34 protein-coding genes and 1 tRNA gene are annotated in these 26081 nt (G+C 63.9%); 15 read left to right on the top strand and 20 right to left on the bottom strand.

The features are described 5' to 3' along the window. Nucleotides 1–197, bottom strand: a 197-nt coding sequence (locus A6A04_RS12070; protein ID WP_068492287.1) for a transposase, incomplete at its 3' end; no start/stop codon positions are given. Between the two features lie 83 nt (nucleotides 198–280). On the opposite strand from A6A04_RS12070, the gene A6A04_RS12065 reads away from it, so the two are divergent. Continuing rightward, nucleotides 281–751, top strand: a complete 471-nt coding sequence (locus A6A04_RS12065) for a GNAT family N-acetyltransferase (RefSeq protein WP_172822764.1) — start codon at nucleotides 281–283, stop codon at nucleotides 749–751. Between the two features lie 210 nt (nucleotides 752–961). On the opposite strand, the gene A6A04_RS12060 is transcribed toward A6A04_RS12065, so the two are convergent. The 8 genes from A6A04_RS12060 to A6A04_RS12035 all read right to left on the bottom strand — a co-directional run bounded on the left by A6A04_RS12060 (nucleotide 962) and on the right by A6A04_RS12035 (nucleotide 5871). Further along, nucleotides 962–1714, bottom strand: coding sequence for an AAA family ATPase (locus A6A04_RS12060; protein WP_068493213.1), 753 nt, complete (start codon nucleotides 1712–1714; stop codon nucleotides 962–964). Continuing rightward, on the bottom strand, nucleotides 1711–2004 hold the full coding sequence (locus tag A6A04_RS21695) for a hypothetical protein (protein WP_082914878.1): 294 nt from the start codon (nucleotides 2002–2004) through the stop codon (nucleotides 1711–1713). The genes A6A04_RS12060 and A6A04_RS21695 overlap by 4 nt, the downstream gene beginning before the upstream one ends. A 3-nt stretch (nucleotides 2005–2007) precedes the next feature. Continuing rightward, a complete protein-coding gene (locus A6A04_RS12055) occupies nucleotides 2008–2568 on the bottom strand; it encodes a peptidoglycan-binding protein (protein WP_068493212.1) in 561 nt (186 codons plus the stop codon). 306 nt (nucleotides 2569–2874) lie between these two features. Beyond that, a complete protein-coding gene (locus tag A6A04_RS12050) occupies nucleotides 2875–3093 on the bottom strand; it encodes a helix-turn-helix transcriptional regulator (protein WP_068493210.1) in 219 nt (72 codons plus the stop codon). After that, nucleotides 3086–4273 carry a type II toxin-antitoxin system HipA family toxin gene (locus A6A04_RS12045; protein WP_068493208.1) on the bottom strand — a complete coding sequence of 396 codons (1188 nt, stop codon included), beginning with the start codon at nucleotides 4271–4273 and terminating at the stop codon, nucleotides 3086–3088. Before A6A04_RS12045 ends, A6A04_RS12050 begins: the two co-directional genes overlap by 8 nt. A gap of 358 nt (nucleotides 4274–4631) precedes the next feature. Then, complete coding sequence (locus A6A04_RS12040; protein WP_216636103.1) at nucleotides 4632–5204, bottom strand: DUF5131 family protein; 573 nt, start codon at nucleotides 5202–5204, stop codon at nucleotides 4632–4634. Continuing rightward, nucleotides 5132–5380: a DUF5131 family protein gene (locus A6A04_RS23595; protein WP_216636102.1), complete on the bottom strand. Its 249-nt coding sequence runs from the start codon at nucleotides 5378–5380 to the stop codon at nucleotides 5132–5134. The genes A6A04_RS12040 and A6A04_RS23595 overlap by 73 nt, the downstream gene beginning before the upstream one ends. Then, nucleotides 5380–5871: a hypothetical protein gene (locus tag A6A04_RS12035; RefSeq protein WP_156612580.1), complete on the bottom strand. Its 492-nt coding sequence runs from the start codon at nucleotides 5869–5871 to the stop codon at nucleotides 5380–5382. The genes A6A04_RS23595 and A6A04_RS12035 overlap by 1 nt, the downstream gene beginning before the upstream one ends. Before the next feature lie 26 nt (nucleotides 5872–5897). On the opposite strand from A6A04_RS12035, the gene A6A04_RS12030 reads away from it, so the two are divergent. The 3 genes from A6A04_RS12030 (at nucleotide 5898) to A6A04_RS12015 (ending at nucleotide 9229) form a co-directional block, all read left to right on the top strand. Further along, nucleotides 5898–6920: an IS110 family RNA-guided transposase gene (locus tag A6A04_RS12030; protein WP_068493221.1), complete on the top strand. Its 1023-nt coding sequence runs from the start codon at nucleotides 5898–5900 to the stop codon at nucleotides 6918–6920. Between the two features lie 687 nt (nucleotides 6921–7607). Next, the gene (locus A6A04_RS12020) at nucleotides 7608–8210 is read left to right on the top strand and encodes a DUF6134 family protein (RefSeq protein WP_156612579.1); all 603 of its coding nucleotides are present in this window, start codon (nucleotides 7608–7610) and stop codon (nucleotides 8208–8210) included. 35 nt (nucleotides 8211–8245) lie between these two features. Next, the gene (locus A6A04_RS12015) at nucleotides 8246–9229 is read left to right on the top strand and encodes a TAXI family TRAP transporter solute-binding subunit (protein WP_068493201.1); all 984 of its coding nucleotides are present in this window, start codon (nucleotides 8246–8248) and stop codon (nucleotides 9227–9229) included. On the opposite strand, the gene A6A04_RS12010 is transcribed toward A6A04_RS12015, so the two are convergent. Genes A6A04_RS12010 through A6A04_RS12000 form a run of 3 tightly spaced genes read right to left on the bottom strand, consistent with a single transcriptional unit; the run spans nucleotide 9171 to nucleotide 10956 of the window. Continuing rightward, entirely contained in the window at nucleotides 9171–9437 is a 267-nt protein-coding gene (locus A6A04_RS12010) for a hypothetical protein (protein ID WP_156612578.1), read from the bottom strand. The genes A6A04_RS12015 and A6A04_RS12010 overlap by 59 nt on opposite strands. Before the next feature lie 29 nt (nucleotides 9438–9466). After that, the gene (locus tag A6A04_RS12005; RefSeq protein ID WP_068493197.1) at nucleotides 9467–10039 is read right to left on the bottom strand and encodes a PqiC family protein; all 573 of its coding nucleotides are present in this window, start codon (nucleotides 10037–10039) and stop codon (nucleotides 9467–9469) included. Continuing rightward, nucleotides 10036–10956, bottom strand: a complete 921-nt coding sequence (locus A6A04_RS12000) for an MlaD family protein (protein WP_068493195.1) — start codon at nucleotides 10954–10956, stop codon at nucleotides 10036–10038. The genes A6A04_RS12005 and A6A04_RS12000 overlap by 4 nt, the downstream gene beginning before the upstream one ends. A 68-nt stretch (nucleotides 10957–11024) precedes the next feature. Between A6A04_RS12000 and A6A04_RS11995 the strand changes: the two genes are divergently transcribed. The 3 genes from A6A04_RS11995 to A6A04_RS11985 are packed head-to-tail and all read left to right on the top strand — an operon-like array spanning nucleotide 11025 to nucleotide 13767. After that, the gene (locus tag A6A04_RS11995) at nucleotides 11025–11798 is read left to right on the top strand and encodes an ExeA family protein (protein ID WP_245651184.1); all 774 of its coding nucleotides are present in this window, start codon (nucleotides 11025–11027) and stop codon (nucleotides 11796–11798) included. A gap of 9 nt (nucleotides 11799–11807) precedes the next feature. After that, nucleotides 11808–12704, top strand: coding sequence for an XrtA system polysaccharide deacetylase (locus A6A04_RS11990; RefSeq protein WP_068493191.1), 897 nt, complete (start codon nucleotides 11808–11810; stop codon nucleotides 12702–12704). A 19-nt stretch (nucleotides 12705–12723) separates the two neighbouring features. Next, nucleotides 12724–13767 (top strand): FemAB family XrtA/PEP-CTERM system-associated protein, encoded by a 1044-nt coding sequence (locus A6A04_RS11985; RefSeq protein WP_068493189.1) that lies wholly within the window; start codon nucleotides 12724–12726, stop codon nucleotides 13765–13767. On the opposite strand, the gene A6A04_RS23440 is transcribed toward A6A04_RS11985, so the two are convergent. The 4 genes from A6A04_RS23440 to A6A04_RS11970 all read right to left on the bottom strand — a co-directional run bounded on the left by A6A04_RS23440 (nucleotide 13764) and on the right by A6A04_RS11970 (nucleotide 17073). Beyond that, nucleotides 13764–15218: a diguanylate cyclase domain-containing protein gene (locus tag A6A04_RS23440; protein WP_172822763.1), complete on the bottom strand. Its 1455-nt coding sequence runs from the start codon at nucleotides 15216–15218 to the stop codon at nucleotides 13764–13766. The two genes, A6A04_RS11985 and A6A04_RS23440, sit on opposite strands and share 4 nt — an antisense overlap. Before the next feature lie 246 nt (nucleotides 15219–15464). Beyond that, a complete protein-coding gene (locus tag A6A04_RS23435) occupies nucleotides 15465–15593 on the bottom strand; it encodes a hypothetical protein (RefSeq protein WP_281196774.1) in 129 nt (42 codons plus the stop codon). Then, complete coding sequence (locus A6A04_RS11975; RefSeq protein ID WP_068493185.1) at nucleotides 15590–16189, bottom strand: GNAT family N-acetyltransferase; 600 nt, start codon at nucleotides 16187–16189, stop codon at nucleotides 15590–15592. Before A6A04_RS11975 ends, A6A04_RS23435 begins: the two co-directional genes overlap by 4 nt. Then, a complete protein-coding gene (locus tag A6A04_RS11970) occupies nucleotides 16186–17073 on the bottom strand; it encodes an N-formylglutamate amidohydrolase (protein WP_068493183.1) in 888 nt (295 codons plus the stop codon). The genes A6A04_RS11975 and A6A04_RS11970 overlap by 4 nt, the downstream gene beginning before the upstream one ends. A 177-nt stretch (nucleotides 17074–17250) precedes the next feature. Here A6A04_RS11970 and A6A04_RS11965 point away from each other — a divergent pair. From A6A04_RS11965 to A6A04_RS11955, 3 genes are all read left to right on the top strand, one after another. Continuing rightward, nucleotides 17251–17325 (top strand) — tRNA-Val (locus A6A04_RS11965). Between the two features lie 385 nt (nucleotides 17326–17710). After that, nucleotides 17711–18196: a hypothetical protein gene (locus A6A04_RS11960; RefSeq protein ID WP_245651183.1), complete on the top strand. Its 486-nt coding sequence runs from the start codon at nucleotides 17711–17713 to the stop codon at nucleotides 18194–18196. A gap of 77 nt (nucleotides 18197–18273) precedes the next feature. Next, entirely contained in the window at nucleotides 18274–18504 is a 231-nt protein-coding gene (locus tag A6A04_RS11955) for a TraR/DksA C4-type zinc finger protein (protein ID WP_068493181.1), read from the top strand. 58 nt (nucleotides 18505–18562) lie between these two features. On the opposite strand, the gene A6A04_RS22690 is transcribed toward A6A04_RS11955, so the two are convergent. Together A6A04_RS22690 and A6A04_RS11950 are read right to left on the bottom strand one after the other, a co-directional pair. Continuing rightward, nucleotides 18563–18736 carry a hypothetical protein gene (locus A6A04_RS22690; protein WP_172822762.1) on the bottom strand — a complete coding sequence of 58 codons (174 nt, stop codon included), beginning with the start codon at nucleotides 18734–18736 and terminating at the stop codon, nucleotides 18563–18565. Nucleotides 18737–18808: 72 nt separating this feature from the next. Then, on the bottom strand, nucleotides 18809–19183 hold the full coding sequence (locus A6A04_RS11950) for a rhodanese-like domain-containing protein (RefSeq protein WP_068493217.1): 375 nt from the start codon (nucleotides 19181–19183) through the stop codon (nucleotides 18809–18811). 333 nt (nucleotides 19184–19516) lie between these two features. Here A6A04_RS11950 and coxB point away from each other — a divergent pair, with 333 nt between their 5' ends. Genes coxB through A6A04_RS11930 form a run of 4 tightly spaced genes read left to right on the top strand, consistent with a single transcriptional unit; the run spans nucleotide 19517 to nucleotide 23221 of the window. Beyond that, on the top strand, nucleotides 19517–20284 hold the full coding sequence (gene coxB / locus A6A04_RS11945; RefSeq protein ID WP_245651182.1) for a cytochrome c oxidase subunit II: 768 nt from the start codon (nucleotides 19517–19519) through the stop codon (nucleotides 20282–20284). After that, the gene (gene ctaD / locus A6A04_RS11940; RefSeq protein ID WP_068493175.1) at nucleotides 20281–21855 is read left to right on the top strand and encodes a cytochrome c oxidase subunit I; all 1575 of its coding nucleotides are present in this window, start codon (nucleotides 20281–20283) and stop codon (nucleotides 21853–21855) included. The genes coxB and ctaD overlap by 4 nt, the downstream gene beginning before the upstream one ends. Nucleotides 21856–21860: 5 nt before the next feature. Further along, a complete protein-coding gene (locus tag A6A04_RS11935; RefSeq protein ID WP_245651181.1) occupies nucleotides 21861–22412 on the top strand; it encodes a cytochrome c oxidase assembly protein in 552 nt (183 codons plus the stop codon). Further along, nucleotides 22409–23221, top strand: a complete 813-nt coding sequence (locus tag A6A04_RS11930) for a cytochrome c oxidase subunit 3 (RefSeq protein ID WP_068493171.1) — start codon at nucleotides 22409–22411, stop codon at nucleotides 23219–23221. The genes A6A04_RS11935 and A6A04_RS11930 overlap by 4 nt, the downstream gene beginning before the upstream one ends. 10 nt (nucleotides 23222–23231) lie before the next feature. Here the strand turns inward: A6A04_RS11930 and A6A04_RS11925 are convergent, their stop codons facing one another. Both A6A04_RS11925 and A6A04_RS11920 read right to left on the bottom strand, forming a co-directional pair. After that, the gene (locus A6A04_RS11925; RefSeq protein WP_068493169.1) at nucleotides 23232–23483 is read right to left on the bottom strand and encodes a hypothetical protein; all 252 of its coding nucleotides are present in this window, start codon (nucleotides 23481–23483) and stop codon (nucleotides 23232–23234) included. A gap of 14 nt (nucleotides 23484–23497) precedes the next feature. Next, complete coding sequence (locus A6A04_RS11920; RefSeq protein WP_068493168.1) at nucleotides 23498–24241, bottom strand: tRNA1(Val) (adenine(37)-N6)-methyltransferase; 744 nt, start codon at nucleotides 24239–24241, stop codon at nucleotides 23498–23500. A 99-nt stretch (nucleotides 24242–24340) separates the two neighbouring features. Here A6A04_RS11920 and A6A04_RS11915 point away from each other — a divergent pair, with 99 nt between their 5' ends. After that, entirely contained in the window at nucleotides 24341–25360 is a 1020-nt protein-coding gene (locus A6A04_RS11915; RefSeq protein WP_068493165.1) for a polyprenyl synthetase family protein, read from the top strand. Nucleotides 25361–26081: the final 721 nt, after the last annotated feature.

Here is a 26081-nt window from a genome sequence, read left to right as displayed (position 1 = left end):
TCGCGCTCAAGCTCCTTGAGCCGCTTGGCCTGTGAGACCTTCATCCCACCGTATTCCTGGCGCCAGCGGTAGTACGTAACCTCCGTTACCGCCAAAGCCTTGGCGACGTCGGCCACCTTCCGGCCTTGCGCCAGAAGCACGTCCGCTTCACGCAGCTTGCCGATGATCTCTTCGGCGGTATGTCTCTTCTTCGGCATGGAATGTCCCCTTCATGGTCAGTTGAATTATTACATTCAACCTGGAGCCATTCACGGGGGGAGGGTCAACCGCCAAGAAACAGGTGGCTGAGAACCTTGCCGTGGTGCGTGTCGCCGTGGCCGAGGGAACCCCCAAGGTTCTGGGCTATCACTCGCTCAGCGCCCATTCGCTGCTGGCCGACGATCTGCCCACCGACCTGATGCCGAAAGGCCGCCCCTTTCCCGGTATTGGCGCGTTCTATCTGGGGTTCCCCGGTGTCGATCAGTCCATGCATGGCAAGGGCATCGGCCGCATGCTGCTGCGCGACGCCATGGGGCAGAACCTTCGGGCGGGCGAGTATGGTGGCATCGCCTTCCTGGTGCTGGACGCCATCGACGATGCGGCGGTGCCGTTCTACCGCCAATTTGGCTTCGTCGCCCTGCCGTCCCAGCCCTTGCGCATGGTGCTTCCTACCAGCGTGATCCGGCAGGCGGTTGGTGATGGCGGCGAAGGCAGGAGTGGCGGGCGACGGCCATCCTCCGCCGACCACCGACCGGCTCCCAAGCGCTCCTAATAGATGGAGAGCATTTCCTGGTTGTTGTCGCCGGTGGCTTCCCGACGCTCTCCCCTTGCGGGGTGGCCGTTTTCGGGCTTGCTCCAAACTACTGTGGCATGGGCGGGTAGAAATCTCAACAATCAGCCATTGAGCGAACAATCCAAGTGGATCAAACGCCTCCAGGGAAGCTGGACTTGCCGCCCGCACTGCGTCACCCTGGAAATCAGTTTATTCCTCCTCGTCTAGCAGGTCGCGCAATGCCTTATCCGGATCCATGAGGAAGCGGCGGGTGACGCGGAAATGCTCGGTATCCTGCAAGGTCACGGGGTGGATGGCCCCGCCGTCCAGCGACAGCAATTCGGCCCCGGGCAAGGCCATCAGGATGGGGGAATGGGTGGCGATAATGGCCTGCACTTGGCCCGAGCGCTGCCAATCCCGCAGGATGCGCAGGAACGCCAGTTGACGCGTCGGCGACAGCGCCACTTCCGGTTCGTCCAGCAGGTAGATGGCGCGCTGGCCTGAGTCGAGGCGGTTTTGGAACATGGCCATGAAGGCCTCGCCGTGGCTTTGACGGTGCAGAGCCCGTCCACCCTGGCGATCCAGGGAGCCCACCTCGTCCAGATAACCGGCAAGGCCGAAAAAGCTCTCGGCCCGGAAGAAGAAGCCATTGGAGACCTTGGGCAGCCAGGACAGGCGTAAGGCGTTTCCCAATGCACCCGAGCCCGCGTCCTCCGCCGGTCGGTGGTCCCGGCTGCCGCCCAGCATGGGAAAACCGGCGCAAGACGCGATCCCCTCGATCAGGGTGGATTTGCCGCTGCCGTTCTCGCCCATCAGGATGGTGATGGCTGATCCGAAATCGAGGGCGAAATCATCCCGTTTCAGGAACGGCAGATGGCCGAAGGGAAAACGGCCCGCCTCCACCTTCTCGGGGAGCAGGGTGACGCGCTTGAGGAAGGGTGCGGCAAGGGTGGACGGCTTCATCCCTTCTCCTCGCATCCGTCAGGTGGATCAGGAAGGTGGAAGGGGGCGCCGTCGGTCGTTAGCAGGGTCAAGCCATCGTGATGGATCAGCCGGGCGACATTCTTGAATGCCTCTCGATATGCTTGTTCCGGTGACGCTCCGCCCTGCCAAAAACCACCACTAAACCCGGTACACCACCACAGGCAGGCATGTACGCCATCCTTGATCTCCGGCGCACCAACATAGATGTGAAACGGTTCAAGGGAGCCATCGGCTCCCTTGGCCGTTACCTCAACGGCGTATTCATCCATGCGTTACCAATCTCCAGTATTGAGCGGCGGCATCGGGCGACCTGCCTTGCAGGCCGCATTCCGCTGGTTCGCAGATTCCCAGCACGGCTGACGCAAGCGGGGAATCGGAGGAAGCCTCCGGCACATATCCTCATCAAGCTCCGCCAATCTATCGCAATCCTCGTTCGACCCCGGCCCCCGGTCGCCGGGGCAGGAATTGCCGCCGCCGCCGCCGCCGCCTTTCGACCTCCGCTGCAGGATCGTGTCGAGCAGATTGGTTGCCGCCGGATTATAGGCCAACTGCTGGCCGTCATCGGACGAAGAATTGTCGGCCTGGGAGAGCTTTCTGTTCATGGTGGCAAGGGTCGGCCCCTCGGGCTTCATGATGCCATCCACCTCGAGGTCGTGGTCCTTCTGGAAGGACTTGATGCTTTCGAACATGGGGCTATCCGGCCAGGGCGTCATGCCGTAGGCCTCTGGCGCCTCGTAATAGCCGAGATCGGACAGACTGGATTTGACGTTCCAGACATCCTCGGGGTCGATGGGGTAGGAGCTTCCGATGGTTTCTTTCAGGGTTATGGACATGGCAAATCCTTATGCGATGCCACCGGCGCGCAAGGCCAAGGCCGCGCAGCCGCGTGCGTATGACGGGATGGGGAATGCGGATGCCGGGCGCCAAATGCTCGCTCATCACTTGTGAGAGCCGAACCGGCGGACGATCCGCTGCGGACCATGCCAGCTTCATCTGAAAAAGTCAAGAACAAATGCGGAACCGTGTGGGCGCGTGAAAAGCTGGACGCGCAGCCCCGGACTGCGCCACCCTCGAAATCTGACGGTGAACGCGTCCAGCGATTCCAAGGGGTTGACGACAAGACTGCCCATCCGCCCTCTTTATCGCCCGGTCGCTTCCTCTGCCAGCCCCAGGGCCGCCAGGATCCGCCAGGCATTCTCCAACCGCAGGTTGCCGTCGCCCCGTTCCAGGGCGATGACGGTGACATGGCCGACACCTGCCAAATCGGCCAGGGCCTTCTGCGACAGGCCGGACCGCTTGCGCCGCTCAAGAGCCTGGGCGGCAATGGCTTTCAGGTCGGGTAGTTTGACATCAGCCATGGAGTCTCTCCCAGGCGGCGGCGACCGCGGCGCGATAGGCCCAACTGCGTCCCTCGTCCAGGCGCAAGCCTTGGGCCAGCCGTTTGTCCAAGGCCGACTTGCCCCGGCCAAGCTCGGCCAGTGCGCCCTCGGCGGCGCGCCGGGTCAGCCCAATCTCCTCCGCGATGCCGAGCAGCAGGGCGCGGTCGTAGCGCTCCCAGTGCAGCCGCTCGGTGCCGATGGTCAGGCCGAAGCGGGTGGTGTAGCCAGCATCGGCATACAGATAGCCGTTGAGCACGTCATAAGCCGGCGACAGACGCAGTCCGTCTTCCGTCTCCACCAGACTCCAGTTCTTCAGATGGCAATCCACGTTGCCCAGCAGCACATAGGCTGCCAGCCGCTTGAACAGGCGCCTGGCATCGAGCAGACGAGCCGCTGAATGCTCCAAGGCCCGACCGATGGCCTCGTAGCCGGCATTGTACTTGCCGTGGTGGTCCAGGCCGGGAGGCTGGGCGAGCGCTTGCGCGAAATCCTCGCAGCGGAGCTTGGCGCCCCCGGCACGATCGAAACGGCTGACCACCAGGGCGATGCCGTCGATGCCGTCGATCGTCGCCAGCCTAGACTCAGCAACCTCGTCTCCGCCCAGCAGGATGCGGAGCAGTTCCATGGTCGTCGCCTCATTGGCCACCATATCGGGCAGGCGGCTCTCCGGGAACTTGGCGATGAAGGGGGAGGCCTCTGTCGCACCGGCAGGACGGAATCCCCCTGCCCCATTGGCGGCACACAGGATCTTGGCCTGAACGCCGCTGATGGTCCGCTCGGCAGTGATCGCAGCGGCATCAAGGGGAGCAGAAGCGGATTTCAGCCGGACCTTGTCATGGCTGTGGCCCGGATCAATGATCCCGACCGCACCGATGCAATCCACTCCGAAGGCCAGCAGGATGCCGAAATCATCGTCCCTGTCGATGTCCGCGAACGCCGATTGCCGCTCCCGCAGCCAGCCTTCCGGAGCCAGATGGGCGAAGAACGGATGGATGCCATGGGGGTACTCGTGGACTTTCCGGGAAACGGGCAAGGCACAGCCGATCGACTGATCGACACCGTCATCATAGGTGAAGCGGGTGCCACCGCCCGCCAGTTCGGACAGGATCCCGACCCGCTGGTCCTTGAAGGTGACGATACCGTAGCGCAGAGTCGCCATGGTCTTGTTTTCCGTACCGAAAGCGGTGGAGCCCGCCTGATGCGGTAGTTAAAACAATACCGCAATCATTTATGGTATTATTTTTTATACCCTTACGCCCCAGCCGTCAAGGGGCAGTATCAAAAACTGTACCGCCATGAACTGAGCTCGGCTCCAGTCGACCATCCGGCAGGCTGTGCAGGAGCAGGTAACACACCCGAGACCTTATGGGCTGGTATACGGCAGGGACAGCTTCATCACTCCCCGGCGGCGAACGGATCACGGCCCCCATTGCCGATGATAGCGTCCATCTCGACCAGGACATCAGCCATGGGAATAGTGCTGGGCCACCATCTCCGGCGTGTCCTGAATGGCGTCGTCAGGGCGAACGAGGGAACTGCTCCCAGGTTCTGCCGTCGAGTACCCGGCCATTGCGGCTCTTGACGATTCCGCCCCACTGCTTGAAGTGGAAGGCAACGCCAGCCTGAATGCACTGATCGCGGATTGAGCGAACCCAATCTGGGTCCATCGGTCTGGCGCCCGGACCGCTCTCGCCCCCGACGATTACCCAGTCAATCCCGCGCAGATCGATGGCGTCGAGCGGGCCAAGAAGTGGCTCAATGCTGAGGAACTTGATTGTAGCCGGTGTCTCGCGAAGCTTTTCGATCCGCCACAGGTAGTCGACGTTCTCGACGCTCACGCCCATCCAGACGTTCTTCGGCCATGGCAGCCGCGATGCCAACTCTAGCAATCGGTCGGCGCGCTTGGTCAGGACCTGATAGGTGTGCTGCGGGGTGGCTCGCATGGTGCCGAACACCCTGGCTATGAAGTCGAGCGGCATGTCCTCATGAAAGAGATCGGACATGCTGTTGACGAAAATCATCCGCCCGGTGCGCCAGCTTCTAGGGGCATAGACCGCCGCCTCGATAGTATTTTGATCAGACCAGTCCACTTGCTGCGCCCGCCACTCTTCCTTGTCGTTCCCTGATACCGGTCCTGGCCCATGGCGGCGAGTCGCGCGGCCATTCGCATGGCGTAGCAATTGGTGCAGCCAGGGGAGATCACCGTACAGCCAACAACTGGATTCCAGGTGCACTCTGTCCATTCGATCGAGGTCTTGGTCGCCATCAGGCGCCCAGGCGGGGGAAGGAGATCATCACGTTGTCCGCAAAAGTGGTTTGACCATTCCGCACCTGCCGGTCTGGCGCTGCGGGCTTCGCCGCGATCTTCCCTTCCGCTTCCAAGCGGTTCAAGACCTCTTTGTAGTTCCGGGGAATGAACTGGGTGCCGATGTTGTGCTGTTCATAGATTTGCTTCATGGAGAGCGTCCGCCCAGCGAACTTCTCCAAGAGCATGCCCCCAAGCGCATCAAGGGGACGGCTCAGTGAGAACAGTAGAGGATACCGAGCGTCGGCGGGAGCGTAGGTGAAGGATGGCACCCCCTGGTCAGTGGTCGAACTCTCGCTCGCCATGATCTGCTTCATGATGTCGTAGCCACGGACGTTCTTCGAGACGAAGACCAGGTAATGGGAAGTCCGCTCGCTCTCTTCCTTCTTGATGGGGTGGACGGCCCCCGACCAGACGGCATCGCAATGTGCCAGGATGGTGCTGTCAGGCAACCTATCAACGAACAGGAGCCGTCCTCATACAGGTTACAACGATTGGCCTCGACATCGCCAAGAACGTCTTTCAGATCCACGGGGTGGATAGTGACGGACGGGTGGTTCTTCGCAAGAAGGTCCGGCGCGACAAACTTCTCACCGTGTTTGGCACTTTGCCCGGCTGCCTTGTCGGCATGGAAGCCTGCGCCACATCCCATCATTGGGCTCGCGAGTTGGAGAGATTGGGCCATCAGGTCAAGCTGATGCCCCCGGCTTACGTCAAGGCCTACGTGAAGCGGAACAAGAACGACGCGGCCGACGCCGAGGCAATCTGCGAGGCCGTCACCCGCCCAAATATGCGCTTCGTGGCGATCAAGTCGGCCAACGCCCAAAGCATCCTCATGCTGCATCGGGCGCGTCAGCTTCTGGTCCGGCAAAGAACCGCCCAGGTAAGCGCGCTGCGTGCGCACCTTGCGGAATATGGGATCATCGCCCCCAAGGGGAGAACCCATGTCCGCGACCTGATCAAGGTCCTGGGCCAACAGGATGCCCCGCTTCCAGAACTGGCGCGGCAGACCTTGTTACTGATTGCCGAGATGATCGATGGGCTCAGCCAGCAGATCCGCAGGATCGAGATGGAACTGCTGGCCTGGCATCGGACGCATCCCGTCTGCCAGAGACTGGAAACCATCCCTGGCATCGGCTTCATCACCGCCACGGCCCTGGTCGCCACGATCAATGACGCCACCGTCTTCCGATCCGGCCGCCAATTCGCCGCCTGGCTGGGCTTGGTGCCCAAGCAGAACTCGTCCGGCGGCAAGGAACGAATGGGCGGTATATCGAAAATGGGAGACCGCTATCTGCGCCATCTCTTGGTCGTCGGCGCCACCGCCGTCGTCCGCTACACCCGGCGAAAAGCCACCACCGTCAGCAGATGGGCCAACCAGCTTCTGGAGCGCAAGCCCGCCCGCCTCGTCACGGTGGCGGTCGCCAACAAGGTCGCCCGGATCGTCTGGGCCGTCATGACACGGGACGAGACCTACCGCCTGGAACCCGTCGGCGCATGACGCCGCAACGACAGGCTTAACCAGTTTGGGCAGGAGAGAGCGACATCCCTGATGATGACCAGGTCAAGCCGGGGATCGGGACAACCCGCCTGATTCAACGCGCACAGCAGCGCGGCATTTTGATTGGGAACCGATCCACCGACACCATCATGGCCAGCGGCCTGCAAGCCGCGTCTCGTAGGCCGGACACATGAATGAACCTGACCAGAGCATCATCGACTGTCGGAAACTCCTTGCCCAACGGGGGCCGTCCACACATGAATCGGAACGGCAGGACGAATTCGCCACCCATTTCCTGAATGGCCGTGGCCAGTTCATTCAGAATGAAGGGATCTCTCTCCCCTGGCGACAGGTTGGCGAGGCCATCCCGGATCCGATCAGCGCGCTCTTTGCCAAAACTCAAGCCGCTGGGGCAACCCAGCGGTTTTTTTGGCTGTTTTCCGTGCCGAGGACGACGTGTCGGGCGCCGCCCCCGGTAGTTTCCGAACCTATCGCCCCCATGCCCAAGCCTCACAATGCCTCCATGTCATGATGATGTCGGAAAACTCTCGTCGTCTCGTCAGTCATGGAAGTCGAGGCCATCCCGTGTCCCCCCCCTCACACCACGTCCCCCCCGGACTTTCGCGCCGTAGCGTGATGGCGGCGGGACTCGCCGGGGCGGTCTGTGGAGCCTTTCCGGGGCTGGCCGTGGCGGCGACCACAGTTCGCTTCCCCATCGAAGCCGCCAACCGTCGCTTCTCTGTCCTCTATGACGGAGACCGCATCGGCAGCCACACCATCCTGTCCTCCTCGGCGAATCGGGAAACGGTAATCACCACCGAAATCCACCTGTTGGTCAAAACCGCCTTCATCACCACCTACGCCTTCGCCCACCGCTCGGAGGAAGTATGGCGCATGGGGCAATTGTCCTCGATGCGAAGCGACACGGAAGAGGACGGGGAAAGCCTTCACGTGGAGGGCCGGGAGACCCCCCAAGGCTTCCGGGTGGTAAGCAAGGGCCGCCCCTTCTTCGCGCCTGCCGCCACATTGACGTCCAACAGTCTTTGGACACCACAAGTGCTGGAGCAGGACACCGTGGTCGACGCCCAGCATGGCGGCGTCATCGGCATAACGTCTCGTAAGTACGCTGATGAAGAGCTTCTGATATCCGGCCACCGCGTCCCGGTCACCCGCTACACCTTCATCACCCCCTATCTCGCCGGCAGCATCTGGTACGACAGGAAAAGCCTTTGGGTGCACGGCGAGTTCGAGCATGACGGCACGTCGGTCCGCTATCTGCTCGACAATTAGCTCCATCCCCCAAAACACCAGGAGTGTGCCGGATCATGTCGACCTTCCGCAGGACAGGCTTGGTGGCGTTCATCCTGGCAGGGGCCGTTGTCGGCTGCACCAACCTGTCCACCATCCTGGCGCCGCCCCAGTTGAGCCTTGCCACCGGAGTTCCGGGCGGCATCTACCACCCGGTGGGCAACGCCATCTGCCGCATGTTCAATCTGTCCGGCGACCATCTGGGCCGCCCCTGCGTCGCCGTGCGCTCCGATGGTTCCGTCGCCAATGTCCGGCGAATTCAGGCAAAGGAAGCCATGTTCGGATTGTCGCAGACCGATATGGCCTATGCCGCGTTCCATGGCCAGGGACCATTCAGATCCTCCGGGCCCGCCCTGGGCCTGCGCATGCTGATCGCCCTGTATCCCGAGGCGTTCACCGTGGTCGCCCGCGCGGACACGGGAATCCGCGACTTCGCCGATCTGCGCGGCAAGCGCATCGGTATCGGCATGACCGGATCGGGATACACCCTGACCCGCGACGTTATCCTCGGCTTCTATGGCTGGACCATCCATGACTGGGAACGGGTGCTTGAATTGGGGGCCGTTGAACAGAATCAAGAGCTTTGCGACAATCAGGTCGATGCCATTATCTTCGAGGCGGGCCATCCCGATGGATTGACCCAGGACGCGACCCAGGGCTGCGACGCCAGGCTGGTGCGGGTCGCCGGGCTTGAGGTCGACCGGCTCCTCGCCGCGCATTCCTATTATGTCGCCTCGACCATTCCCGGCGGCATGTATGTGGGCAATCCCGACGACACCCCGACCTTCGGCAGCCGTTCGGTTCTGATCGCGTCGAGTGCCCTGCCCGATGACCTGGCCTATGAGATGGTCAAGTCCGTGTTCGAGAATTTGGATGCGTTCCGGCGCCTGCACCCGGCGCTGGCGCCCCTGACCGCCCAGGACATGGTCCCCAGCGAGGCGGTCATTCCGATTCATCCCGGCGCCCTGCGCTATTACCGCGAGAGAGGCCTGATCCGTTGAGCGCCGCGCGCCAGAAATCGGTATCCATCAGCACGCCGGCGGCAATGGTCATGGCGCCGCCGTCCCGGCCCGTCGCCCGCAATTGGGCATGGAGGATACCGTCGACGGTGACCCGGAGATCCACGACCTCCCAGATGCGCCCGTGCGCCTCGCCCACCTTGATGAAGCGGTCACCGAGCTGAATTTTCGGCTTAACACGCTTGGCCATGCCCATTCCTCGATCATGCCGGTACAGATTCACTCGTGTTCGAGTGTCGCGACGATCCCTTCCGCCAGTTGATCGATCACTCTGGTGAGCGCCGCCGCCAGCGCCGCGTCGTCCGGGGCGTCGGCGCCATCGGCGAAGATGCCATGGCCGCTGGTGGACGGTCCGCGGGCATCCGGCCCGGCGATGCGCCAGCGCGCCTCCATCCGGCATTGCCCCGCCGCGTCGGTATCCAGAGCCTGGATATCGACGACGATCCGTTGCCCTGGCCGGGGCGGCGGAACCGTCACGACCGCCAGATCGGGCCTGCGCCGCGACAGGGCGGAGGCCAAGGCGGCGGTCACGCCCAGCGACAGGCGCTCGCCCCACCGTCCGGTGGGGCTGGGGGCCACTTCATTGGGGCCGACCCGCCGCAGGATATCGGTGGAATCCAGATAATCGGGAAGCGAGACGGTCTTGAGCTCGATGGTCGTCTGGCTGCTCTCCGCCCGCGCCACGGCCATCCCTTGGGGTCGCTCACCCAGCACATAGCTCCGCATGGGAGGGGCCAGGGCACAGCCCGCCAGCGATGCCGCCAATGCCACCACCGTCAAGGCGCGTCTCATCGCAGCGTCCTTCCGCGCAGGATCAGGCTGGGGTCGCGCTCGATCTCGTGGGAAAAGCCACGCATGGACGCGGCGCTGGCCGCCAGATCGCGGATGGCCGCCTGCAGATCGCCCTGCATGGGCGACCCCGCCGCCGTCATCTCCGTCAGTACCCCCACCAGGGCCTCGGCACCGCGCATGGTGCGCTCCGAGGCTTCCAGCACCCGTCCCAACTGTCGGCCATTGACGCTCAATTGGGTTTCCCCGGCCATGGCCAGCCGGTCGATACTGTCCAGGGTGACCCGGGCGGCATCCGATGTCTGCTTTAGGCTGTCGGCCAGGGGACCGACCTTGCGCGGCAGTTCATCCGCCACCTGCTGAATGGCGGCCAGGGTCTGGCGGGCGTTCTCGACCATCTCCTTCAGCGGCAGATCGGCGATCTCGCCCTCGAGGGTCTGAAGCCGCGAGGGGATGGAGGGAATTTCCGCCACGGCCTGATCGGCGGAAGAACTGGCAACCGCGCGGCCCGGCTGGATGTCCAGGTCGATGCGGAGCTGACCGGTGATCAGGCTTTGCATGTTCAGCTGCGCCCGCAGGCCCGCCTTCAGCAGGCGCCCGAAATCCGTGTCGGTGCGCTCGGCGACGCTGTTTTCCAGGAAGATCGCCGAGGGATCGATGTCGAGATAGACCGGAATCCGCGCCGTGAGGTCGGTCATATTGAGATTGACCGCGATCCCCGTCACCGATCCCACCCGCACCCCCCGGAATGTCACCGGCGCCCCCACATTCAGATTGGCGACGGATTCCCGGAAATAAACCACCGCATGCACCGCCGGACTGAACAGATGCATGCTGCCGAACAGCACGATGGCCGCCACCAGCAGCCCCAGGCCGCTCAGGACGAAGCCGCCGACCATGGCGGGACTGGCGGCGGTCATGGGCGGCCTCCCGCCACGCCGACATCGTCCGGCGGCCGCTGGCGGGTCATGAAGGCATGGACGGCGGGATGCTCGCACTGGTCGCGCAACATCGTGGGGGCGCCGTGGGCGATGGCCGTCCTGACTTCGCCAATCTCGACAAGACCTCGCTGCTATGCCGGATCGAGGACTTCCTCGTCACCAATCACCAGCAGGGCAAGCGCACCCTGCTGCTGATCGACGAAGCCCAGAACGTCCCGCCCCAGGCCCTGGAAGAACTGCGGATGCTGTCCAATTTCCAGGTGGGCGCCAAGGTTCCGCTGCAAAGCTTCCTGCTGGCCCAGCCGCAATTCCGCCGGACCCTGGCGGCCAAGGACCTGGAACAGTTCCGCCAGCGCATCATCGCGTCTTATCACCTCGGCCCCATGGGATCCGAGGAGACCAGCGAGTATATCCGCCATCGCCTCGCCGTGGTGGGGTGGAGCAATGATCCGCGATTCACCGAAGAGGCGCTGGCCGACATCTTCGTCCATACCGGCGGCGTGCCCCGCAAGATCAACACCATCTGTTCGCGGATCATGCTGTTCGGCTTTCTCGACGAACTTCACACCGTGGACCGTGACGTGGTCAGGAACGTGGTCGAGGACCTGCTGCGCGAGACCAGCCAGGTCATCGACGGTTCGAGCGGCCCCACCGGCGGCGTCATGCTTGGCTCCGGAACGCCCCCCGATGCGTCCCAGCTTGTCCAGCGCGTCGACCGCATCGACCGCACCGTCGAACGCCACGGTCGCGCCCTGAAATTCTTTTCCTACGCCATCGAAAAGAGCCTGCAAGACGAGTCCGTCGATGCCGATCCCGATTGAGGAGCCATCATGACCACCGCGGCCACCAGATTTCGCGCCAAGATCTTCGAGCCGCCCTGCCGCGATGGCAGGCTGGTCAATGCCATGTCGGTGGATGTGGAAGACTATTTCCAGGTCCAGGCCCTGGCGGGCGCCATCCATCGCGATGACTGGGAGGCGCAGCCCCGGCGGGTCGAGGTCAATACCAACCGCATTCTCGAACTTTTCGACCGCCACGGGGTGAAGGCCACCTTCTTCACCCTGGGCTGGGTGGCCGAACGCCATCCGGGCCTGGTGCGGCGGATCGTCGCCGAGGGCCATGAACTGGCCAGCCACGGCAGCGAGCACCGCCGCGCCGATCATCAGGACGCAGAAGGCTTCCGCCAGGATGTCCGCCGGTCCAAGTCCCTGCTGGAGGACCTGACGGGAGAGGCGGTACGCGGCTACCGCGCCCCCACCTTTTCCATCGGCCACCACAATATGTGGGCCTTCGACATCCTGGCCTCGGAAGGCTATGCCTATTCGTCCAGCGTCTATCCGGTGAAGCGCGACAATTACGGCATGCCGGACGCGCCCCGCTTCGCCTTCTTTCCGCTCGAAGGCATGGCATTCGAGGAATACCCCATCACCACCGTGCAAGTGGGCGGGCGCAATCTGCCCGGCGGCGGCGGCGGCTTCTTCCGGCTGTTTCCCTACGGCCTCAGCCGGGCCGCCATCGCGCGGGTCAACGGCAAGGACCGCAAGCCGGCCATCTTCTATTTCCATCCCTGGGAAATCGACCCGCGGCAGCCAAGGGTAAGGCCGCTTGGGCTCAAGTCGCGCTTTCGCCACTACCTCAATCTCGGCAAGACCGTGGGGCGGCTGGAAAGGCTGCTGGCGGATTTCGCCTGGGACCGCATGGACCGGGTCTTCCGTCCAGGACAGTAACGCCGAGGAGGACACACGCATGGCCGTGCAAATCAAGACGCTGGATGATCGTGGGCGCCAGGCGTGGGACCACTTCGTCGTCAAGGACTGCCCCGACGCCACCTTCTTCCACCGCAGCGGCTGGAAGGCGGTCATCGAGGCCGTCTATCGGCAAAAGGGCCACTATCTCTACGCCGAGCGGAACGGAAGGATTGTCGGCGTGCTGCCGCTGGTTCACGTCCGCAGCCCGCTGTTCGGCAACCGGCTGATCTCCACCGCCTTCACCATCGGCGGCGGCGTCGCCGCCCTGGACGACGAGGCCCACGCGGCCCTGGACGGCGAAGCCCTGCGGCTGATGAAGTCGCTGGGCGCCGACAGCCTGGAACTGCGCCGCCCGCCCCGTCCCCATGATGGCGACGGATGGTGGGCCAAGACCGACATCTACGCCAATTTCTCCCGGACCATGGCCGCCAGCGACGAGGACTGCCTCAAGCAGATTCCGCGCAAGCAGCGCGCGGTGGTGCGCAAGGCGGTGGACGCCCGGTTACTGGCCGATGGATTGGATAACGATCCCGGCCGCTTCTTCCCCCTTTACGCCTACAGCATGCGCAACATGGGAACCCCGGTCTTTGGCCAGCGCTTTTTCGCGGCCCTGATGAAGGAATTCGCCGGAAGCTGCGACTGCCTGACCGTGACCTATCAGGGCATGGCCATCGCCAGCGTCCTGAACTTCTACTTCCGCGACGCGGTCATGCCCTATTACACCGGCTGCCTGCCCATCGCCCGCGACCTGGGCGCCAACGACTTCATGTATTGGCGGCTGATGCGCCACGCCCATGAGCGCGGCTTCACGGTCTTTGACTTCGGGCGTTCAAAGGTCGACAGCGGCCCCTTCAACTTCAAGAAGAACTGGGGGTTCGAGCCGCATCCCATCCGCCATGAGTTCATGATGAAGAATGGAGGTGAGCCCACGGAGATCAATCCGCTCAACCCCAAATTCCGCCTGTTCATCGCGGCGTGGAAGCGCCTTCCCCTATCCGTCGCCAACCTGCTGGGTCCCCAGGTGGTGCGCCATATCGGTTAACAGGGTGCGGGCGCCTCGAAGAAGCAAATCCGGTCGCGGCCGTCGCCCTTGGCCTGATACATGGCGATATCGGCGTTCTTCAGCACCGTGGCGACCGTGTCTTTCTGGCCATGGCACAGGGCCACGCCGAAACTGGCGGTGCAGTTGAACTCGCCACCGTCGAGTTCGCAAGGATGGGCGATGGCCTCGCGGATCTTCTCGCCCAGGGTGGCGACCTGGATAGTGGCGGCATGGGCGTCCGAACTGAGATGTTCGAGAATCAGAACGAACTCGTCTCCCCCCAGCCTGGCCACGGTGTCTCCTGCCCGCACATGCGCCTGGATGCGACGGGCCACTTCCATAAGCAACTGGTCTCCGACATCATGGCCGCGGGTGTCGTTCAGAGACTTGAAGTTGTCCAGGTCCATGAATACCACCGCAACATGATGGCCAGATCGACTGCTGCCCACCATGGCCTGGCTGATGCGGTCATGCAGCAAGCGCCGGTTGGGCAGGTTGGTGAGGGCATCGTAATAGGCCAGGCGGTGGATGACCGCCTCGGCCTCCTTGTCCTTGGTCACCTCGGAAAAGGCTCCCACGTAATGGGTAGTGGAGCCATCGGGGGCGATCACCGCCGAAATGGTCAGCCATTCGGCGTAAAGCTCGCCATTCTTGCGGCGGTTCCACATCTCGCCTTGCCAATAGCCGTCCCGGATCAGCGTCTGGCGGATATTCCGATAGAAATCCGCGTCCTGACGATTGGAGGTGAGGAGAACGCGCTTGCGGCCCGTCGCCTCCTCGGCAGTGTAGCCGGTCAACTGGGTAAAGGCGCGATTGACCCGCAAGATGACGCCGTCGGGGTCGGTGACCACCATGCCTTCCTGGGACTCGAAGGCGATGGCGGCAATGCGAAGCTCCGTCTCGGCTTGCTTGCGCGCGGATATGTCGGTGATGGCGACACGGACGGCATAGGAATCCTTGGTGCCGGTGCGCAGATAATCCAGGCATGCCTCGAAGGTGGAGCCATCCGCCAGCGCCAGGGTCAGTTCGCAATTATGCTTGCCGCCGGTCTTGAATGCGTGGTGAAGCTGAATTTGCCACTTGTCCTGGTCCTTGGGCGCGATGAAGCGCAAGAACTGTCCCTGGATCAGCTTTCCACGCTCATCCCGCAACAATCCCGCCGCGGTCAGGCTGAGCTCGGTGATCTTCCCCCCCTTGGTGAGGGTGAGATATCCGGCGGGGGCGACGTCGTAGAGGTCCATGTAGCGGTCGCGGGAGTCCTCCAGGGCGGCCTGGGTTCGCAGCAGGGTGTCCTTCTGCATCTCCAGTTCGATCTGATGCACCTGCAACTCGTGCAACACTCTGTCCATGGGAACCGATGGCACTTTGGGTGCCGCATGGGCAGCCTTGGCTTCCGCCACGGCCCTCAGTCGCGGCAGGGAGCCACCGTGGCGAGGACGCTTTGTCGCCATGGACGAGCCCGGGACCGTCAATTTGTTCATTGCGCCGCACCTTGCTGGAGACATCAAGCCATCAACGGCCTGAACCGGACCTCCAGATCAATACGCAAACCGTGCGCCAGATGAACAACAGACTGAAAACATTCGAATTTTTTATAACCCGCGCCGCAGAATGTAAAGAAATCCATCACGGATCGGTCTTGATGCCCCCTCGACACCGACCTGACTTGCCGGTGCCGTGTCGCCTAGCATTGCCGATCAGCCGGGGGGCGTGAAACTCTTGATCGCACCATAGGCCAGGGAGCCCAGGAGAATGATCAGGATCACCGCCATGCCCACGATGATGTAGCGGCTTTGGCGGACTTCGTCGGGAACCTTCTGGGTCAATTATCCTTCTCCTCGTGCAGATCCTCGGGGGGCAGGGGCGGCGCCTTGGCGCCGTCGGGCAGCGGCCGGTCGTCGCCACCCAGGGTTCGGTGCATGATCACCACATCGACCCATCGGCCGAATTTGAGCCCCACGCCGCGCAGCACGCCTTCCTGGCCGAAGCCGCAGGCGCGATGCAACGCGATGGAGGCCTGATTGGCGGAATCGCCGATCACGCCGATCATCTGGCGGTAGCCCAATTGGGTGCAGCGTTCGATCAGGGCGCCGAGCAGCACCCGGCCGATTCCCCGGCGCACCACGAAGGGGGCGACATAGATGGAATCCTCCACCGTGTAGCGATAGGCCGAGCGCTGGCGGAACGGACCGGCATAGGTATAGCCCAGCACCTCGCCCTCCTCCTCCGCCACCAGGAAGGGCATGCCGCGCCCCACCAGATTGGACCAGCGGCCGGTGATCTCCTCGACGCTGGGGGGCGTCTCCTCGAAAGAGGCGGCGGTACGGGTGACGTAGAAGGCGTAGATGGACTGGATCGAGGCCATATCGGCCTCGGTGGCGTCACGGATCAGGACCGGAAGCGGCGAAGAGGCACGGTTCATGGCGGCATTCCCTGCGAGGAGGCGGCGCACAGCGCCTGGGCCACCCGGTGCAGGTCGGCCTGAACCTTGCCAAAGGCGGGGGCATGGCGATGGACGGCCTCGTCCATGTAAAGCCCCCGGTTCAGTTCGATCTGCAAGGCGTGGCTACCCTGGCGCGGATGCCCGTAATGGCGGGTGGTGAAGCCCCCGGCATAGGGCGTGTTGCGCACCACCCGATAGCCCAAGGCCTGGAAGGTTTCCTCGGCCACATCGGTGAACAGCGCGGCGCAGGCGCCGCCGAAACAGTCGCCCAGCACCACGTCGACCCGGGACAGGCCGGAATCCCGGTCCATGGGGCCGCCCACCGACGGCATGGAATGGCAGTCCACCAGCAACGACCAGCCGAAGGCCGCCCGGGTTTCTTCCACCAGCCGGGCCAGCCGGGCGTGATAGGGCCGATAACAGCGTCCGATGCGGGCCTCGATCTCGGAGACCGGCAGCTTCCTAGCATAGATCTCGGCGCCGCTGGCCACCACCCGGGCGATGGTGCCCAGCCCGGCGATGACCCGGGGACTGCGGGTATTGGCCTCGCGCGGCAGCGGCCCCGAGAACATGGCGGGGTCCAATTCATAGGGCTCGCGGTTGGGGTCGCAATAGGCCCGGGGGAACAGGGCGCAGATCAACGGCGCCCCCAACTCCACCACCCCGGCATAAAGCTCGTCGATGAAGCTGTCCTCGGAGCGGCGCAGCGCCACCGGGTCCAATCGCGAGGATGCCACGAATTCGGGAGGATAGGCCCGGCCGGAATGGGGCGAGGCGAAGACCAGCGGCACCGTCTGCCGCGACGGCGCCATCACCGTCAGCACGGAACCGTCGTCTTGAGGGGTGTCGGGCTTGCTATCCATGGCTTTGCGGCATTCTTAGCATCAAGCGCGGCGCCTGTCATATCCGGGATGAAGCGGCAGAAAGCCCCCCTCAAAAAAAGCTGTCGCCCGCCCCATCGGAAGGGCTTGCAAAGCCTCGCGAACGACGTTACAAGAACGACCCTCGACGGCCGCCACTGACCCGCGCGGCCTTCATAAGGGCGGTTAGCTCAGCGGGAGAGCACTACGTTGACATCGTAGGGGTCACTGGTTCAATCCCAGTACCGCCCACCATCGAAACCCCAGCGGAAACGCTGGGGTTTCGTCCGTTTTGGGGGGCAGCTCGCCCCCTTACGTGAAACAGGCGCCTCGCTTCCCATGCAGGGCACCGAGTCCGGTTTCCAAATTCGATTATTTCATCGTCTTGGCCGGGCTTGTCCCGGCCATCCACGCCCATTCGTCTGACAAAACGCTGGCGGAACATCGTGGATACGCGGAACAAGCCCGCGCATGACGGCAATTGCGGATCGCCTCCGCACCTAGAATGGCTCGACCCCACGGGTCAAAAGCAAATTTTCTCTTGAATCCAGGGCCCAAGCGGACGCTGCTAAACCTTGTCTTAATCAAATCGGCCTAGACTGTGAGGATCAGAAGCGTTCTCCCCAAAGGGGATTCGATCATGATTTCGCATTCGGCCACCCCGGGAAAACATCTGTCGCTTCACCAACAGGGCGGCGCCCATCGGCATCGCAAGTCATCGGGCGGCGGCGGCCACAAAGTGGCGGCGCTGATCGCCCTGGCCCTGGTGCTGGCGGCGTTCGGGCTGGGGGCCTTCCTGCTGCGCCCCAATACGAACACCCCCGCCTCCATCAGCCCGGAAGCCTTTGTCGACCAGATGGAAAAAGCGTCCCAGGGCGTGGTGTTCGAACGCAATCTGTATGGCGGGCCGATCCGCGTGCAAAGCAAGGGCGGACAGGTCACCGTCACCGCCGACAACATCCCGCCCAGCATCTGCGTCTCGGTGGGCTGGAAACTGGTGCGCAAGGGACTGCTCAGCATCAACGGCGTCACGCCGCTGCGGGTTTCCGCCGCGAAGCTGTCGGAACTGTGCAACCAGGACGACACTTATGCCTCGCTGGCCTGGACCCCGAAATCCGGCGACTAGCCCCTCATCATAGATATTGATATCCAGCCCCGACGCATACACTATATGGGTGCAATGCGTTACTGGGGAGTAAGGGCATGGACGAAATCGATCTTGCGGCCGAGCGTGTCGAGGTTTTGAACGCGACCGCCATCCAGGCGGTGCTTGGGCGAGCGGAAACCATTCTGTCGGACGGCATCTGCCGCACCTGCGGCGAAGAGATCGAGTCCGATCGCCTGCGCGCCAACCCCTATGCCAAGAATTGCCGCGACTGCGCCGACGAGGCCGAGGCCAAAGCCAAACTGGCGCGGCGCTGCGGCCCGCGCTAACGCCTGATCCCCCCTCCCCCCTTCCTGGAAGGAAGGGGGGACTCGGCGGGTCTGCTGGTCAGCAGGCCAACAGCGATCCCAGACGTTCCTTTTCGACTTCCCAGAGATAGCCCAAGGAATCGAGGGCGCGCTCCCTGGTCATCAGGGTCTGGGTCTCGGGCGTGGATATCACATCCAATGCCCGTTCCCGAATTGCCGCCAATTTCTCGCGGCGCGCAGCCTTCTGGCCCATGGTCGTCCACTCCTGAAGTGAAGAGGCACGGGACCAGGATATTAGATCATTTCTTAAAACATTATGAGCGGGTCAGCCCCGGACGGTCGGGCCGCCCGCCGCCGCCCATCCGATGATGCCGCCCTTCAGGCGATGGATGGGCGTGTCCCAGCCCGCCGCCAACAGCAGATTGGTGGCGCTGCCGCAACGAACGCCGCTGCGGCAGTGGATCACCAGCCGCTTGCCCTCGTCTGGCCTGGGCATATCGGCGGGATTGAAAGTGGAGAGCGGCAGGTTGATGGCGCCCTCGATCCGCTCGGCGGCATTCTCGTCACGCTCGCGCACGTCGATCAACACCACCTCGCCCGCCTGCCACCAGGCGCGCACCGTGGCGGCATCGACGACCTGCACCTGGTCGGAACCCGGAGTGGGCTCGGAACCGAAGGCATTGAACAATCGAGAAAGCATGGCGCCCATCCTGTCCGCTTTATGAGGTGTCGTTAATGTAGCGATCCTGTGCCGCACCGCAAGATCAAGAGTCCCGAGATTTTCGCAGGGGGGGGCTTGGAAAGCGTGGGCAGCAACCCCACAAATAAGAATGACTTTCATGGGAGCCCCAGGAGTCGGCCCCATGACACCCCCCGCACCAGCGGGTCGGGACGGCAGGGAGGGACACTCGACATGAAACGGTCCGCTCTTGTTTGGGCGCTGGCAATCGGCGCCCTAACCCTTGCACCGGGAGTCTTTGCGGGTGAGCCGCAGCCATGGGCCATCAGCTTCCAACCCGGCGCTTCTCCGACCATGGAGCGCATTCAGTCCCTGGCCGGTTTCATCAACGGCGTGATCGTGCTGATCACCTTGCTGGTGAGCGGCCTGCTGGCCTATGCCTGCTGGCGCTTCAAGGCCGACCGCAACCCCAAGCCGGCGCAATGGTCCCACAACACGCCGCTGGAGGTGGCCTGGACCGCCATTCCCGCCATCATCTTGCTGCTGATCGCCATCCCGTCGTTCCGGCTGCTCTATTTCATGGACAAGGTCCAGGACGCCGACATGACGCTGAAGATCGTCGGCCACCAGTGGTACTGGAGCTATGAGTATCCCGACCACGACTTCAAGTTCGACTCGCTGATGGTCCAGGCCGAGGACCTGAAGCCGGGCCAGCCGCGCCTGCTGACCGCCGACAACGAAGTGGTGGTTCCAGTGGGGGTGCCGATCCGGCTGCAGATGACCGCCGACGACGTCATCCATTCCTGGGCGGTGCCCGCCTTCGGGGTCAAGACCGACGCCATTCCCGGCCGCCTCAACGAAAGCTGGGTCCAGGTCAACCAGCCCGGCAGCTATTACGGCCAGTGCTCGCAACTGTGCGGCGTCAACCACGGCTTCATGCCGGTGCATGTCCGCGCCGTGTCCAAGGAGGAATTCGCCGCCTGGGTCGCCACCGCCAAGACCAAGTTCGCCCGCATCGACGGAACCCCGCCCAACCGGTCGATCGCCATGGCCGAAGCCCCCATTGCCGAAGTCCCCATTGCCGAAGTCCCCATTGCCGATGCCCAGGAGCAACGCCCATGAGCCACGCAACTCCCCATGGCTGGCGCCGCTGGCTGTTTTCCACCAATCACAAGGACATCGGCACGCTCTATCTGATCTTCTCGGTGGCGGCCGGGCTGATCGGCGGCGCCATGAGCGTGGTCATCCGCATGCAACTGGCCCAGCCCGGCGGCACCATCTTCGGCGGCGACTGGCACCAGTACAATGTCTTCGTCACCGCCCACGCCCTGACCATGGTGTTCTTCACGGTGATGCCCGCCCTGATCGGCGGCTTCGGCAACTGGTTCGTGCCACTGATGATCGGGGCGCCGGACATGGCCTTCCCCCGCCTGAACAACATCAGCTTCTGGCTGCTGCCCCCCGCCTTCATCCTGATGCTGCTGTCGGCCTTCGAGGGCGCGGGCGCCGGCACCGGCTGGACCCTTTATCCCCCCTTGAGCACCAGCGGCCATCCCGACGCCTCAGTGGACTTCGCCATCCTGGCGCTGCATCTGGCCGGGGTGAGTTCGGTGCTGGGCGCCGTCAACTTCATCACCACCGTGCTGAATATGCGCGCGCCGGGCATGACGCTCCACCGCATGCCGCTGTTCGTGTGGTCCATGCTGGTGACCGCCTTCCTGCTGCTGCTCTCCATCCCGGTGCTGGCGGGCGCGCTCACCATGCTGCTGACCGACCGTAATTTCGGCACCGCCTTCTTCGCCCCCTCGGGCGGCGGCGACCCCCTGCTCTACCAGCATCTGTTCTGGTTCTTCGGCCATCCCGAAGTCTACATCATGATCCTGCCCGCCTTCGGCATCGTCAGCCAGATCATCGCCACCTTCTCCAGGAAGCCGGTATTCGGCTATCTGGGCATGGCCTATGCCATGGTCTCCATCGGGGTGATCGGCTTCGCGGTGTGGGCGCACCACATGTTCACCACCGGCCTCGACGTCAATACAAGGGCCTATTTCACCGCCGCCACCATGGTCATCGCCGTGCCCACCGGCATCAAGGTGTTCAGTTGGATCGCCACCATGTGGGGCGGCTCCATCACCTTCAAGGTGCCCATGCTGTGGGCGGTGGGCTTTGTCTTCCTGTTCACCATGGGCGGCGTCACCGGCGTGGTGCTGGCCAACAACCCCGTCGACGTGGCGCTGCACGACACCTATTACGTCATCGCCCATTTCCACTATGTGCTGAGCCTGGGCGCCGTCTTCGCCATCTTCGCCGGGTTCTACTACTGGATCGGCAAGATGAGCGGGCGCCAGTACTCCGAAACCCTGGGCAAGATCCATTTCTGGGTCACCTTCATCGGCGTCAACATGGCCTTCTTCCCGCAGCACTTCCTGGGAGTGCAGGGCATGCCGCGCCGCATTCCCGATTATCCCGATGCCTTCGCCGGGTGGAACATGGTGTCCTCCATCGGCGCCTATATCGCCTTCGCCGGGACGGTATTCTTCCTGGTGGTGGCGTGGCGCCTGTTCACCGCGGGCAAGGCGGTGGAAGCCAATCCCTGGGGCCGCGGCGCCACCACCCTGGAATGGACGGTCAGCTCGCCGCCGCCCGCCCATTCCTTCGAGACCCTGCCCCATATCGGGTCTCCGGCGGAGTGATGCCCATGAAGCGCGGCCCGCTGACGACGGTTCTGGCCCTTGTCCTGGTGGTCTCCACCATGGTCGGGCTGGTGGTCGCCAGCGTCCCGCTCTATCGTGCCTTCTGCAAGGCGGTGGGTATCGGCGGTCCGCCCCGGCAGGTGGCGGCGGCGTCGGAGCAAGTGCGCGAACGCTGGGTCAAGATCCGCTTCGATGCCTCGGTGGCCAAGGGGCTGGACTGGCGCTTCGCCCCCCAGACCCGCGAAATGACGGTGCGCCTGGGCGAGGACAGCCTGGCCGTCTTCACCGCCACCAACCTGTCGGACAAGCCGGTCACCGGCAATGCGGTGTTCAACGCCACTCCCGACAAGATCGGGCGCTATGTCGCCAAGATCCAATGCTTCTGCTTCACCGAGCAGGTGCTGGAGCCCGGCCAGAGCCTGGACATGCCGGTGACTTTCGTCATCGATCCGGCCATGGCCGACGACCCCCACACCGACGAAGTATCGACCATCACCCTGTCCTATACGTTCTTCCGGGCCATCGAGCCCGCCAGCAAAGGAAACGGACGGTCATGAGCCACGCATCATCCCATCCCGACTCCCATCCGGCCCATCCCTATCATCTGGTGGACCCCAGTCCCTGGCCGCTGGTGGGCAGCATTTCCGCCCTGGTCCTGGCCTATGGCGGCGTCACCTATTTCCACCACCGCGACCAGACCACCATCCTGCTGCTGGGCGTCGCCCTGCTGCTGGTCACCATGGCGGGATGGTGGCGCGACGTGATCCGCGAATCCCGCGACGGCCAGTCCCATACCCACGAGGTCCGCCACGGCCTGCGGCTGGGCATGGCCTTATTCATCGCCTCCGAGGTGATGTTCTTCGCCGGATTCTTCTGGGCCTTCTTCCATTCCGCCCTGGGGGTGGCGCCGACGACCACCCAATGGCCGCCCGCCGGGATCGTGCCACTGGACACCTGGCACCTGCCCTTCATCAACACCCTGATCCTGATGAGTTCCGGCCTCACCCTCACCCGGGGCCACCATGCCCTGATGGAAGACCGCATCGGCCCCACCACCCGCTGGCTGGCGCTCACCATCGCCCTGGGAGTGCTGTTCCTGGGGCTGCAGATCCACGAATACGGTTCGGCCCTGTTCGCCTTCAAGGACGGCATCTATCCGTCGGTGTTCTACATGGCCACCGGCTTCCACGGCTTCCACGTCTTCGTCGGCGTCTGCTTCCTGGCGGTGTGCCTGGTCCGCACCCTGGGCGGCCAGTTCTCGGCCAAGCGCCATCTCGGCTTCCAGGCCGCCGCCTGGTACTGGCACTTCGTGGACGCGGTGTGGATCTTCCTGTTCGTCTGGGTCTACTGGTGGGGTAACGGCTGAGCCGCTCCCATCAGTAGGGACAATCGGGGCGGCCGCAGGGCTTGGCCGCCCGCGCCGCCTGCCACGATCCGCAGACGCGGCATTCCACCAGGGTCTCGGCCTCGGGATCGGAGGCGCGCTCGCGAGGCAGGTCGCGGGGCGGCTGGCCCGGCTTCGATCCGGCATCGCCCCGCCGCCTGAGTTCCGCCTGCCGCGACATGTAGCGGTAGCCGAACCAGATGATGGCAATCACCGCGACGGTGAGAAGAAACTTTCCGAACATACCCGAACCTCTCCTTACTCAAACACCCCGGCATGGCGCAAGATGGCCTCGGCCTCGGCGGTATAGCCGCCATCGCCTTGGTGCAGCACCAGGCCGGGCAGCAGCGCCAGCGGCGCGCGCGAGCCCTTGCGGCCCGAGACCACCACCCGTCCCGCCGCCTCGCTTGCGCGCGGCCAGACCGGGCGGATACGAACCTCGCCCAGTCCCCGCGCCGCCAGCGCCGCCAGCAGCTCGTCCAGCCGGTCGGCGCGATGGATGACGGTAAGGACACCCTTGGGCCGCAGCCGCCGGGCGGCGGCACTGATCCAGCCCTCCAGCGCCAACTCGCCCTCCATATGGGCCAGGGCCTTGGACCCCGTGGGCGGCGCCGTGCCCCGCCCCTGCGCCACATAGGGGGGATTGGTGATGACATGGTCGAAGCTTCCCAGCCGGTGCAGCGGTTGGGCGGCACTGCCCTCCTCCACCTGGAAGCCCGCTTGGCCATTGGCCTCGGCATTGACCCGGGCCAGCCCGGCCAGATGGGGCTGAATCTCCAGCCCCACCAGATCTAGCCCCGGCACCCGCGCCATCAGGCACAAGGCGGCCGCGCCGACGCCGCAGCCCAGATCGAGCACCCGATCACCCGGCCGGGCGGCGATGGCGGCGGCCAGCAGCACCGGATCGACGGCGGCGCGATAGCCGTTTCTCGGCTGGGTCAGCATGACCCGGCCGTCCAGCAGCGTATCCCGGGTGCAGTCAATGTCGGTTATGGCATGCATCTTTTCTCAGGAAACGACGGATTGGAGGCGATGCAAGCTTGACCGACTTTCCACAGCGACACTATGTTCATCGCAAGGGTAGGTAGGAGTTTTCTCATCGTGGCGATCGTGGTCAGCTTGGAAGACGAACGCGGCAAGAAGGCCAAGAGCTTCGATGCCTTGGTGGCTCTGGTCAAGGATGACTTGCTCAAGGTCAACCGGACCATCGTCGAGCGCATGCATTCGCCGGTCGAACTGATCCCCCAACTGGCGGGCCACATCATCGCGGCGGGCGGCAAGCGCCTGCGCCCGGTCCTCACCCTGGCCTCGGCCAAGCTGGCGGGCCACCAGGGCGAACGCCACGTCAAGCTGGCCGCCTGCGTCGAATTCATCCACACCGCCACCTTGCTGCACGACGACGTGGTCGACGAATCCGACCTGCGCCGGGGCCAGGCCTCGGCCAACGCCCTGTTCGGCAACAAGCCCAGCGTGCTGGTGGGCGATTTCCTGTTCTCGCGCTCGTTCGAGCTGATGGTGGAGGACGGCTCGCTGTCGGTGCTGGCCATCCTGTCGCGCGCCTCCTCGGTGATCGCCGAGGGCGAGGTGCTGCAGTTGATCACCGCCAACGACACCGAGACCAGCGAGGATTCCTATCTCGAGGTCATCCGCTCCAAGACCGCCGCCCTGTTCGCCGCCGCCTGCCGCATCGGCGCAGTGGTGGCCGAGCGGCCCAAGGTCGAAGAGGAAGCGCTGGAATCCTATGGCCTCAACCTCGGCATCGCCTTCCAGCTGATCGACGACGTGCTGGACTATTCCGCCAAGCAGGCGGTGCTGGGCAAGACCGTGGGCGACGACTTCCGCGAGGGCAAGATCACCCTGCCCCTGATCCTGGCCTTCCGTCGCGGCGACGAGGAACAGCGCGAGTTCTGGAAGCGCTGTGTCGAGAAGCTGGAACAGGACGAGGGCGACCTGAATCGCGCCATCGCCCTGATGGAAAAGCACGGCAGCCTGGCCGCCACCGTCGCCCGCGCCCGCCATTACGGCGAGATCGCCCGCGACGCGCTCGGCATCTTCCCGGACTCTCCGGTGAAGCAGGCCATGATCGACGTCATCGATTTCTGCATCGACCGGGCGTACTGAGGGCTTCGGCCGCGCAGTGTGGGATCGATCTTTCTTTCGTCCACGAATGAACACGGATAAGTGTTTTCATCCTCCGCGACGCGACAAGGGTTGGTCGTGACCTTCCCCTCTCCCGCCCGCGGGAGAGGGTGGCGAAGGCGAAGCCAGAGCCGGGTGAGGGCTTGGCTGGTGGACAAGAGACCCTCGCCCTCCGCCCTTCTTTCGGAATAGAGCCAATCCCTCGTCACCCTCGGGCTTGACCCGAGGGTCCATGGATGGCCGGGTCAATCCAATCCGGCCAAGATGGAGTCACAAGACACGGAAAACACGGATGCGGCGCCTCGCGCCGCTCGCGGATGGACTGGAACGTTCGTCGTCGTTCGCCATCCCCCCAGGTCTGCCCCGGAACAAGGAGCCGAGTCCTTTTTCTCCGCGCTTATCCGTGGCCGCGAAGCGGTATCCGTGTCCATCCGTGTCCCATTCCCCATCCAATCCGTTTGACTGTCGATTGGCCCCCGGCCCTTCCCAATCCGCCCTTTTGCCGTCATGCGCGGGCTCGTCCCGCCTATCCACGCGGCAGCGAGAGAGTCAGCGGGTGCAGTGTCACCGGAACCCAGCAGCGCAACCAAGAGGATGCCAAACTTGACTGACACTTCATCGCATGCTGACCGGCCCCCAATGGCGGCTCCAGATCGAATGTTAGTGAAGCATGGTTGATGTTGCCTGGCCAGGGGCGACGGAG

Origin of the sequence: Paramagnetospirillum marisnigri (assembly GCF_001650715.1) — a bacterium.
Taxonomy (GTDB): Bacteria; Pseudomonadota; Alphaproteobacteria; order Rhodospirillales; family Magnetospirillaceae; genus Phaeospirillum; species Phaeospirillum marisnigri.
Note: the sequence above shows the minus strand (reverse complement) of the source record. Positions and strands in the feature narration are given on the sequence as shown.